Below are 11,626 nucleotides of genomic sequence, written 5' to 3'. Positions count from 1 at the left end.
CTTAATCCCCATCTCAGGAAATGGACCCCAACCAAAAATTAATAAAGGGTCAAGAACTATGTTTATAACTAGCCCAATAGAATTTATAATAAATGGTGTGATACTATTTCCAGTACCATTGAATATACCAGCAAAAACAGGATTTAGAAAATAAAAAATCATTCCAAAGGAAATTATAACTAGATAATCTACCGCCATACTAATTACTTCTTTATCTCCTAAATCAAAAAATCCTATTAATTTGTCTTTAAAAACTATAAGTAACAATGAATATAATAAAGCAATAATAATATTTAATTGCAAAGTATGGGAAACATAATGTCTGGCAGCATCCATATCATCTTTACCATAGGATTGAGCCACCCCGACTTCTGCACCTATTTTAGGTATTAAAAATAATGCAGACCCAAACCAGGTAAAGAATCCAACAGTTCCTGCTGCTGCTACTGCATTTGTACTTAATCTACCAAGCCATATCATATCCATGAAACTATAGGCCATCTCCACAAAAGAAGTCCCCATAATTGGTAATGCAAGTTTTACTAGTGTTTCAATTATATTACCTTCAGTAAGTCTTATTTCTTTGTTCAATAAATTACCTCCTGTTTCACTAAAATAACTTATATATTTTTAAAATTATCAATTAAATAATATTATATATCATAAGATTAGCTTGTACAAATTTAAAAGGTATACTGATTAATCAGTATACCTTTTAACCTGGATTTGCAAGAATTCTCCCACCTTCCATAAGTGGTGATAATTCACAGGATTCTTATTATATTGAGTTCCCTAATATATCTTTAATATCCTCTTCATTTAATTCAATATTATAAAATAGTTTATAAAAATCTTTTGCTTCTTCTTTAATATCATAATCAGCTTTATCAGGGTACATAATATATGTAAGCCATTTTATCCCTAGAACCCTATTTACAGCTGGTGGTCTATCAAACCAATTGAAAGGCTTATAGGGGGTTCCATATACCTTACCATTTTTAACTACCTGTACATATTTCCAGCTTTCATCAGTTTTTATATATTCATAACTACTAGATACCCCATCACTTTTTGAAGGTGCCACAATTACTAACTCAGGATTCCCTTCTAATACTTCTTCTATAGAAACCTCAACCCTACCTTTATTTTCACTAGCATCCCCTTCTATTACATTTACTCCTCCAGCAAGCTCAATTGACTGTACATGTCTTGACCCTTTAACCCCTGTCTCCAATCCTACCGGTCCACTTGCATAATATATTGTTGCCCTTTCTTCTTCAGGAATATCACTTATAATATCATCTACTTCCTTAAACCATTCATCTACATATTTACTTAATTCATTAGCCCTTTCTTCATTATCAAATATTTTTCCAAGTTCTCTATAGGTGTCTGATATATCCTCTATATGGTCACTTAACATTATAACAGGAATATCCAATTGTTCCTGTAGTTTATCCATTTCATCTATGCTACCTTTATCTAGACTATCAATGAATAGAACTACATCTGGTGATATGCTGATTATCTCTTCTAGACTAGTTTCTTGACCTTTACCACCTACACCTCCTATTACTGGAAGAGATTGAAAATACTCTGAAGTATATTTTTTCTCATCTTCTGTCAAATTAACACTTATTCCTGCTAATTTTTCCTCATCAAAAGTATACATAAATACTGTTCCTACATAACTAGTTGTATAAACTTTTTCAATCTTTTCTGGTAGCTGGACTTCCCTTCCTGCCATATCCTTATAGACTGATAATTCTTCTTTAGATGCTGAAGAATCTACTATTTCCTTTTTCCCATTACATCCAACTAAAATACTAGATAGAGCTAGGATTAATACTAGAAATACACTTAATCTTTTTTTCATACCTATCCCCCTTATTAGAACTTTATACCGTATATCTTCTATAAGAGAGACCAAATTCCTTTATAGATATTCTACAATTCTAGTTTTATCTATTTTATTAATTTTGATAAAGTTTTAAATTCCGATGTCCCCGCCTTCTTTAATAAATCAAATATAACTGTTTCTGTATTGGTTATTACTGCCCCCATTTCTTTCAATAAATCTAGTCCATTTTTATAGTTTTCATTTGTCCGGGAAGAAACGGCATCTTTTACTATGAACACTTTATAACCATTATCTATAAGATCTCTTGCTGTTTGAAACACACATACATGAGTTTCCATACCAGTTATTATTATTTTCTTTCTATCTATTTTATCTAATATTTCTTTCACTTCATCTATGTAGGCCGTAAAGTGAACTTTTTCATACCTATGTGCTTCTTCTAATCCCCTTTGTAATTCTGAAACTGTTCTACCTAAACCTTTAGGATATTGTTCCGTATAAATTATAGGGAAACCTAATTCTTCTGAAGCTGATATTAAGACATTAGTATTATTAATTACTTGATCCCTGTCTTTCATAACCTTAGCCAATCTTTCTTGAATATCAATAATAAATAAAACAGAATCTTCATGGTTTAATGTAAACTTCTCCATAATTATCCCTCCATAATTTTTATTCAAATAAATCATTTAAATGTTCTGTTGTTTCTTCCTAAGGTAAGACTTCTACTATCAATATAAAAATCCTCCTTAGTTTATATATATTTCTACCATGTAAATAATAAAACGTACTACCCCTATGCTATAGTACGTTTTCGTAAACCTTTAAAATAGATGTTCTAGCTTAATTGCTATATCATTAAAATTTTCCCAAGGAATACAATCTATATTATTTTCTTTACAATAATCTAATAACCCTTCTTTGGCAAATATTATATCCGCTTCATGGGCAACACATCTATCCGTCCAACCATCTCCTATAAATATTACTTGTTCGTTGTCTTTTTTATAATTTTCATAATGTTTTACTTTGCAATTTCCACAAGGTTCTTTGCTATATTTACATTTTTGCTTTTCATCATAAAACTTAACTTCCATATCTTTATCATTAAATATAAATTTATTTGCATAAATCTCTGCATCATAAATTCCATATTTATTTAAGAAAGGCTTTATTCCATTTTCAAAGCCTCCACTAACTATAGCAAAAGGGATATTTTTATTTTTAATATTTTTATAAAATTCTACAAATCCTTCTGTAATATTAATTTCATTTAATATAAAATCTATATATTCTTCTTCCGTTAGTTTAATATACTTATATTGAAGTCTTATAGAACTAAGTAAATCCATTTTTCCCTCATTATATAATTCCCTTATTTCTTCATGTTTTTCTTCAGCAAAAGTACTAATCAATTTTAAATTAGTATCTATTTCCGTTATTGTACCATCAAAATCAGCTAGTATGGCTATGCCTTTAGATTTCATTTATTTCCTCCTTTGTAACAATGCTAAACTAAGTAACTATTTTCATCCAGATAGTATTATAGCATATAACAAGAGAATGAGAAAATTTAAAATTCATATTTAATAGGAATATTAGCCCTTATTTCAAATCCTTCATTTACATCGGTAATATAATCTACTTTTCCATCAATGCTTAATATTCTATTTTCAATTCCCTTAAGCCCATTACCCTTAATTATTTCACTACAGCCTATTCCATTATCTTTAAGTATAATGTTTACAAATCCATTATCTATATCAATATCAATACAAATTTCATCAGCCTGTCCATGTCTTATACTATTAGTTAAACTTTCTCTTATAATAGAGTAAATTGTATTTTTATAATTTAATAATAATTCATCCACTTTCTTATTATAGTTGAAAATAATATTTACACTGCCAGTATTAGAAAAATTCTCAATAAGTCCCTCTATAGAGTATTTTAAATTAAAAGAATAATCTCCTTCCTTCAAAGCATATACCGCCTCCCTTAAACCCTCCATACTCTCTTTAGTTAATATTTGACATTTATTAATAATTTCTTCTGTTTTACTGGGATATTTATCTATTATTTTTCCAGCTACATCTAAATTCATATTTAATGCAGATAAATTATGGCCCAAATAATCATGAATTTCTTGAGCTACTCTATTTCTCTCTTTTGTTATAGTTAATCTTTCTATTTCTTCAGATTGCTGTTCTAACTTTTTATTCATTTTTTCTACTTTTGTTTTTTCAATGTATAATGCTTTATAGGCTTGTATGGAAAAAGAGTAAGATATTATAAAAGATGATGTTATTATAAAGGCAAATGCGTTATCTTTCCAGAATCTTATACTCAACACTTCATTAAAAGAAGGTATTTGCCTTAATATAATTACACTGAGAATAATAATAAGATCAGATGTGAAAAGTATCTTTCCTATCTTACCACCAGTATATAAGCCTATTTCATGCAAAATTATAAACATATAAAAATCTATGTATCCATAGATAAAATAAGCCATTATAACACTAACAATGGCTGAAATAAATAAAGATATATAATATCCATATTTATATTTTTTATAATATCCATATATTCTTAAATGGTCATTTATTGCAACTGCTAAAAAAATACTAGCAAATAGTATAGAACTAGAGATATCTCCCTTAGTCCTATAAATAATATCTATAAAAATAAAAATATACATTAATCGACCAATTAAATAAAAATATCTTGAGTATTTATTCATTTCCCATCCCTACTTATTAATATTGTCCTAATAGACCTTTCTGTTTTGCTACCTTTACACATTGGTTAAAAACAAATAATCCTATAGTAAAATAAAGAATAGAATTTCCAATTATTATTCCATAGTCAAGGACAGAAAAATCTGTAATGGTATACCCTCTAGTCATAGTTAGATGAACTTTTTCTGCTGCAGCATTAAAAGGAATTAATCCTGATACTATTTTATTTTTAGGAAAACCTGTAACTAGGGCTATTAAGAAAAACTGTGCTAAATTTAATAGTGATTGTACCTTTTTAAATATTAAAGCTAATCCCCCACATATTAAACCTAAACCTAATATACTAAATATGCCAATAAAAATAGGAACTATGGTAGAAAACATTTTTATTTCTAACCAATGATCTGTAGAGTACATAATGACAAAAAGAAGAACCATAGAGAATAACACATTTATTAATAAATTCGCTAGACTTCTTACAACTAATATTTGTGAAAGATCTATATTAGACATATTTAGTTGTTCCAGAGTTCCTTTATTAGCATCATCTATTATATTATAGGCAATGTCCACAAAGGATATAAACATAACTGTCCATAGAAAATATCCGACTATAAATCCTTCTAAGTTATCACCCATTTCTACATTAGACAACCCTAGAGATGTGCCAAACCCTTTAATACCTGAAAACATTGCCATAAATAAAACATAGAAAAGTAAAAATCTTGATACTGTATTAAATCTATATCTTTTAAGTTCTTTAAAAGTTTTTTCTAAAGATACTTTTAAAAGATAAAAGAATGCTTTCATCTACCTTACCTCCTCATTGGTTATGTTTAAAAATATCCTTTCAAAATTATTATCCTTTTGTTTTATTTCTTTAATAAGTATATTCCTCTCCCTAAGTTTATCTATAATATTATATATTTCTTCAATATTAAAAATATCTATTTCTAATTTAGATTTATTATTAATAAAATAGAAATCGTAATCAAGAGTTGATAAATATTCTTCATCTTTCTTAGATAAACTTTCTGTTAAAACAATTTCATAAGTCTTACTTTCAAACATATCCATGAGATTTTCTACTGTATCTTGGGCAATTATTTTTCCTTTATTTAATATAACTACATCATCACAAATATCTTGTACTAAATTCATATTATGGGTACTTAATAAAATAGTTTTGTTTGTAGTTTTAGCAATATCTGCTAACATTTCTTTTATATCCATATAACTTTGTACATCTAATCCTAAAGTAGGCTCATCTAATAGAATAATTTCCGTATCACATATTAAAGTCATAGCTATGGCTACTTTTTGTTGCATACCCCTAGATAATTTATTAACCATAGTATCTTTTTTATCAGCTAAATTAAATCGTTCTAGTAATTCATCAATATTTTTTTCTATGACTTCTCCCCCTAATCCCCTTATGCCTGCAAAATAACGTAAATTTTCCCTTGGAGTTAGTCGCCAATACAAATTCCGAGTTCCTTCAAATACTGCTGAAATATTGTCCATTGCCTTCCTATTTTCTTTTCCTAAAACTTTAATATTTCCTTCATCGGGAATTATTAAATCACAAATACTTTTAATAGTAGTAGTCTTACCAGAACCATTAGGTCCTAAAATACCACAAATTTTCCCTTCTTCTATACTGAAAGAAATATTATCTACAGCTTTAACCTTTTCATAATGTTTAGTTAGACTATTAACCTCTATGGCTTTCATTTACAACCTCCCCTTTCACTTTCTAATTTCATTGTATATTAACAACTAAAGAATGTCTTCTCTAATAAGTCACAATTTATGTATGACTTTAGTCATATAAAAAGCTGTACCCCTTAGTACAGCTTTTTATAATTTCCTTATGTGTATTGCTAATTGAGTTCTATCCCTTAATTTTAATTTATTCAATATTCTAGTAATATGATTTTTTACTGTTCCCTCTGTAATATATAGAAGTGTGCTTATTTCTTTATTAGTTTTTCCTTCCCCAACAAGTAAAGCTATTTCTTCCTCTCTTGGAGTAAGAGTTTTTAATTTACTTTTTCCCTCTATATTAGTATGACTATCTTTAAAGGCTTCTACAACTCTTGTGGCTACTTCTGATTGAAGAAGTAAATTACCTTTATGTACTGTTTTTATCCCCTCAACTAATTCATCCGAACTCACATCTTTCAGGATGTAACCATCGGCACCATATTTTAAACCTTCAAATATATATTCATCTTCGTTAAAGGTAGTTAAAATCAAAACTTTTATATCTGGATACTTTCCTTTTATTATCTTTGTTGCTTCTACCCCATCCATAACTGGCATTCTAATGTCCATTAAAATAACATCTATATCCTTCTTACTTAATATATCAATAGCCTCTTTACCATTTTTAGCTTCACAGACTATTCTAATTTCATTAAAAAGGCTTAACATCATAGTTAATCCCTCTCTGATAAGAGCCTGGTCATCTACTATTAACACTTTAATCATGCTTGTCTCATCCTTTTATGATTATTAATTCTAGTTATACTAGTTAACTTCTATAATTATTGATAAATTCCTTTATATAAATAAAAATAAGGTTTTTAAAGAAAAATTAGTTAGTAATACTGTCTCTACTAAATATAAACCAAAGAAAACCAATTTCAGATAGTTATTTATGAATATATATAAAAGAAAGACTATTAAAACCTTTTCATACTTTTCAAAGATTTTCCCCCATCACAGTATCTCTTCTTCCGCTTCCCCCTCCATTCTAATTATGTTAGTAATATATAGATATAAATAACCCTTAGATAAACAAGAAAAAATAACCAGAAGAATAAAACTTACAATCCCATAAGGTGCCATATTAACTAATTGCGGTATTACAGCCAATATAAGAAATACACCAAATAACCTAAAGAAGTATTTTTTCCCTATTTGAAATGCTGATTTTACTGAATCCCATATTTTTTCATTGTGATATATAATATAGGAATATGTTGGTGATAAAATAATAGATAATATTAATACAGTAATAAACAATATAAAAGATAAAATGCGTGAGATACGGTTAGTAATCATCAATTTTATCCCAATAAAACTAACTTCTACTAAGATTGCTCCTAATATTAGTCCAAATACAATAACCTTAGGATAATAACGAAACACTTCTGAGAAAATTTCTTTCTGTTTAATTTCCTGTTCTTTAACAATTTTCTTTGCAATAAGTAATCCATAGGTCGAAATAAAGGACCTAATTAATAAAATGCTAATCATAACTATATAAACTATATATCTATAATTAGCAACCAGTCCTAATATAATACTTAGACTTAGTGAATCTGGAAGTATTCTCTCAATAGGAATTATATTTACTAATATTATTAAAACAAAAACAATAATAAACTTACTAATATTTTTCTTATATTGTTGAAATACATTTTTCATCATAATTATCGCCCCCATTTATATAATATGAATATAAAACCTTTTATTTAGTTTTCAAATAATTCTTCAGTAAAATCCTCTGTATAAACAATAGAATTTAAAATTAAAAGCTCTTCTACTAATTCTTTTTCTCCTTCTCTCAGTTTGCTACTCATTTATTTTTCTCCTTCTCATATATATAATCATGGTTTAAGTCTCCCCAACTTGATTCTTTTTCAATAATTGAAAATTCTTTTCTTTTAGCTATAAGATATTTTTTATCTTTTCCTAAAATTTCTTTTTCATAATCTTCCATTGTATATCCATAAAAAGAAAATCTGCCTACCTCAAACTCAGCTTTTAATTCTTCTTCCATCTGCTTCACCAACCGTTCTGCTTTATCTTCATCTCCAATACCAGCAAATATATGTGCACCTAGCCGAGCTTTTTCATCTACATATTTTTTAAATTCATCATAGCCACTATCTATAGTAAGTTCTTCAGGATATACATGGGGCCCAAGAAGGCTAGCAAAAACCATACTGTTTGGAAAGTATTTTTTAACGATCCCTTCATACTTTTCCACAAATATAGGTTCCATTACATACCCCACATATCCATCTTCATATCTTATTGAACCATCATCCTCATATATCCTATTTAGGGTAAATACTCTATCATCATTTTCCCTATCTTTCGGATATACTAGCATATTTTCTCTATTTCTATTTCCCCATCCCGCATATTCAATATTATACATTTCAAATTCTTCATCATATTTATCCTCTAAATAATCAAGCATTTCTTTTCGGACTTCTTCCATAGTTGGTAATTCTTTATTTTCCTCTTCTTTTTTCATTGTACAACCCCCTAATATTAAAGTTAATAATAACAGTAATAAAAATATTTTTTTCAACTACTTCATCTCCTAACTATCATATAAATACTTCACCTATTAAAACTCTAAAATTCCTTCCTTTTAGAATAATATTAATTTGCTTTAGAAAATGAAAAGGGCTAGAAAGTTTATCATTCTAGCCCTTATTCATTTTAGTTTGATAATTTTTTAATATTAAACTTGGCCTAATGTCTGTCTTTAAGGCAATCATACAAAATTATCAAACTCTTTAGGTATTACCTCTCTTTGGCTCCTAACCTTAAGTGTTTTTAGCAACCCTAATTTAAATGAAAATATAATTTCAGTTGTATCCTTTAACTTACATAAAACTAAGATTTATAAATTATTGCTAAACAGTCTCGCTATTTTAATAAAACCCTAAATTTCTATTGAAATCTATCTAGCATTTTTTCTAATTCACCATTAATTTCATTAACTTTAGATGCTAAATCATCAAGCTCCTTCGAAAAACTATTATCGGTAGCATATACCTGTTCAAAAATTTCATTTATTTGTTCTTTACTAGTATCCTCCATATCTATGATTTTTCTATAGTATGTATTTAATTCATTTTCGTTAGTTGGAAAGTCTAACCCTTTTATATATTTTTCTATCCTATAAAAAACATCCCATTTAGTAATATTCAATAAATGTTCATTTTCTACTTCTTCAACAATAGATAATAATTTTTGTTTAGTTTCTTCTGTAAAGTCTCTTGTAACAAGAGCATAACTTTCAGCAGGGGCTTCTTTATATAACTTGTATATCCTATTTAACTGCTTCTCTCTAGGAACTAATTTCTCAATACCAAATTCTATCCCTTTTGGTCCTCCAAATAAGTATGATGATAGTTTAAGATCACTCAATAAAATAGCCATTAATATCATTATTTCTTCAGGTTCCATATCCGTATTTGTTTCAAAATATCCCTTACTCAGACTAGCTAACCTTTCTTCAAATCCTTTAGGTTTTTCAATCCGTTGATCTTTATAAAATTCTTTTTCTTTGTCATTCATCATTTGTGTCATTATGGTATTACTTAAATATCTCCAGTCTTCCTCATTCATATAAAGATAAAGATAATCTAAATAACCCTCTAGATTTTGCATTAATTTACTTTGTTCTGTTTCTGCATTAAGATTAAGATCCGTCCCTTTTAATTCTCCATCGGGATTTTGTCCTGTATACACTAGTGAATAAGTTGGGCTTAGCATAGAATAAGGGGAATGCCATCCTCCAATCTTATGCTTCAATGCGGCCTTTATCTCCCACTTACTACCAAGACTAGTGTTTGACTTTACAAAAATTGTTCTTCCAGAAACTCTTGGCAACAAAATGTTTACAAAATCATATTCATTACTTACATTAGTAATTTTATGGTTATTCTTTTTTATTTTACTATAGTACTTTAATTTAAATGTATCATTAAAGTTTTGACCATCAAAGGCATATACATGCTCTATCTCATCTCCATATAGTACACCTACATACTGAGCTTTATTTCCTCCTTTAGAATGACCAGTTACATAAACCTTATCTATATAACTAGGTTTCTTATTCATCATACGTTCAAAATACTCTGCAGCAGCCTTCTGCTGTTTTGTATCACTAATATTTGAATAACCACCTTCTTCATTATCCTTCCAGTCCTTAGCACCAGCAGTACCTTTATAAACGACTATATAGCTACCCTCATATTCAATGGTTGCATTTACTCCTTTACCACCTGTTACATTATTTGCTTTATATGTGGTAACATTATCAATTTTCATTTTACTATAAACTTCTTCATTTCTTTTAATAGTTTCTATTATTGTTTCAAATTCTTTTTCATTTATTTCAGCTGGGTAACTCTTCCTATTTTTTATCGAATCTACATCAAATTCAACAGCCCAATCATATACATTCCTATGCTTTCGAATAGTCCCATCAGCAAAATCTTCTGTATATACAATAGAATTTAAAATTAAAAGCTCTTCTACTAATTCTTTTTCTTCTTCTATCAACACATCACTCATTTACCTTTCTCCTTCTCATATATATAATCGTGATTTAAGTTTCCCCATTTATAGTCCTCTTCAATAATTGAAAACTCTTTTCTTTTTGCTATAAGATAGTCCTCATCTTTTCCCAAAATTTCTTTTTCATAATCCTTCATTGTATATCCATAAAAAGAATAATTAGCTACTTTAAATTCATCCTTTAAATCTTCTTCCATTTTCTTCACCAATTCTTCTGCTTCTTCTTCATTTTCAATACCAGCAAATATATGTGAACCTATAAAAACTTTTTGATCCATATATTTTTTAAACTCATCATATCCACTATCTATTGTCAGTTCCTCAGGATAAGTATAAGAACCAGCAAAACCAGCAAAAATTATACTATTTGGAAAATATTTTTTAACAATCTCTTCATACTTTTCTATGGCTATAGGTTCCATAACATAACCCACATATCCATCTTCATATCTTATTGAACCATCATCTTCATATATTCTATATAGAGAAAAAACTCTTTCATCATCTTCCCTATCTTTTGGATATACTAGCATATGTTCTCTTTCTCCACTTCCCCATCCTGCATATTCAATATTGTACATTTCAAATTCTTCACCATATTTATCCTCTAAATAATCAAGCATTTCTTCTCGGACTTCTTCCATAGTTGGTAATTCTTTATTTTCCTCTTCTTTTCTCATTGTACAACCCC

The 11,626-nt window shown here is 28.2% G+C and carries 12 protein-coding genes; all 12 read right to left on the bottom strand.

Features of this window, described 5'->3' with window-relative positions:
• On the bottom strand, positions 1–591 hold a 591-nt coding region (locus VK071_07060; protein ID HLR35078.1), incomplete at its 3' end, for an MATE family efflux transporter.
• 187 nt (positions 592–778) lie between these two features.
• Complete coding sequence (locus tag VK071_07055) at positions 779–1,876, bottom strand: ABC transporter substrate-binding protein (protein HLR35077.1); 1,098 nt, start codon at positions 1,874–1,876, stop codon at positions 779–781.
• Positions 1,877–1,965: 89 nt separating this feature from the next.
• Positions 1,966–2,514 (bottom strand): hydrolase, encoded by a 549-nt coding sequence (locus VK071_07050; GenBank protein ID HLR35076.1) that lies wholly within the window; start codon positions 2,512–2,514, stop codon positions 1,966–1,968.
• 171 nt (positions 2,515–2,685) lie between these two features.
• Entirely contained in the window at positions 2,686–3,348 is a 663-nt protein-coding gene (locus VK071_07045) for an MtnX-like HAD-IB family phosphatase (protein HLR35075.1), read from the bottom strand.
• Between the two features lie 86 nt (positions 3,349–3,434).
• Complete coding sequence (locus tag VK071_07040; protein ID HLR35074.1) at positions 3,435–4,604, bottom strand: histidine kinase; 1,170 nt, start codon at positions 4,602–4,604, stop codon at positions 3,435–3,437.
• A 16-nt stretch (positions 4,605–4,620) separates the two neighbouring features.
• Positions 4,621–5,412, bottom strand: a complete 792-nt coding sequence (locus tag VK071_07035) for an ABC transporter permease (GenBank protein ID HLR35073.1) — start codon at positions 5,410–5,412, stop codon at positions 4,621–4,623.
• The gene (locus VK071_07030; protein ID HLR35072.1) at positions 5,413–6,336 is read right to left on the bottom strand and encodes an ABC transporter ATP-binding protein; all 924 of its coding nucleotides are present in this window, start codon (positions 6,334–6,336) and stop codon (positions 5,413–5,415) included.
• A 126-nt stretch (positions 6,337–6,462) separates the two neighbouring features.
• Complete coding sequence (locus VK071_07025; GenBank protein HLR35071.1) at positions 6,463–7,095, bottom strand: response regulator transcription factor; 633 nt, start codon at positions 7,093–7,095, stop codon at positions 6,463–6,465.
• A gap of 231 nt (positions 7,096–7,326) precedes the next feature.
• Positions 7,327–8,040, bottom strand: coding sequence for a hypothetical protein (locus VK071_07020; protein HLR35070.1), 714 nt, complete (start codon positions 8,038–8,040; stop codon positions 7,327–7,329).
• Between the two features lie 148 nt (positions 8,041–8,188).
• Positions 8,189–8,875, bottom strand: coding sequence for a hypothetical protein (locus tag VK071_07015; protein HLR35069.1), 687 nt, complete (start codon positions 8,873–8,875; stop codon positions 8,189–8,191).
• Between the two features lie 425 nt (positions 8,876–9,300).
• Complete coding sequence (locus VK071_07010) at positions 9,301–10,932, bottom strand: Mbeg1-like protein (protein ID HLR35068.1); 1,632 nt, start codon at positions 10,930–10,932, stop codon at positions 9,301–9,303.
• The coding region (locus tag VK071_07005; GenBank protein HLR35067.1) for a hypothetical protein at positions 10,929–11,626 on the bottom strand (698 nt) is incomplete at its 5' end. The genes VK071_07005 and VK071_07010, both read right to left, overlap by 4 nt.

The organism is Tissierellales bacterium (genome assembly GCA_035301805.1).
GTDB lineage: Bacteria > Bacillota > Clostridia > Tissierellales > DATGTQ01 > DATGTQ01.
This window is presented reverse-complemented; position numbering and strand designations above follow the sequence as displayed.

What these genes read in the sequence shown, in the direction of transcription:
- VK071_07055 (HLR35077.1), bottom strand. Translation starts at nt 1,876, where the DNA reads ATGAAAAAAAGATTAAGTGTATTTCTAGTATTAATCCTAGCTCTATCT.
- VK071_07025 (HLR35071.1), bottom strand. Translation starts at nt 7,095, where the DNA reads ATGATTAAAGTGTTAATAGTAGATGACCAGGCTCTTATCAGAGAGGGA.
- VK071_07045 (HLR35075.1), bottom strand. Translation starts at nt 3,348, where the DNA reads ATGAAATCTAAAGGCATAGCCATACTAGCTGATTTTGATGGTACAATA.
- VK071_07010 (HLR35068.1), bottom strand. Translation starts at nt 10,932, where the DNA reads ATGAGTGATGTGTTGATAGAAGAAGAAAAAGAATTAGTAGAAGAGCTT.
- VK071_07040 (HLR35074.1), bottom strand. Translation starts at nt 4,604, where the DNA reads ATGAATAAATACTCAAGATATTTTTATTTAATTGGTCGATTAATGTAT.
- VK071_07015 (HLR35069.1), bottom strand. Translation starts at nt 8,875, where the DNA reads ATGAAAAAAGAAGAGGAAAATAAAGAATTACCAACTATGGAAGAAGTC.
- VK071_07020 (HLR35070.1), bottom strand. Translation starts at nt 8,040, where the DNA reads ATGATGAAAAATGTATTTCAACAATATAAGAAAAATATTAGTAAGTTT.
- VK071_07035 (HLR35073.1), bottom strand. Translation starts at nt 5,412, where the DNA reads ATGAAAGCATTCTTTTATCTTTTAAAAGTATCTTTAGAAAAAACTTTT.
- VK071_07050 (HLR35076.1), bottom strand. Translation starts at nt 2,514, where the DNA reads ATGGAGAAGTTTACATTAAACCATGAAGATTCTGTTTTATTTATTATT.
- VK071_07030 (HLR35072.1), bottom strand. Translation starts at nt 6,336, where the DNA reads ATGAAAGCCATAGAGGTTAATAGTCTAACTAAACATTATGAAAAGGTT.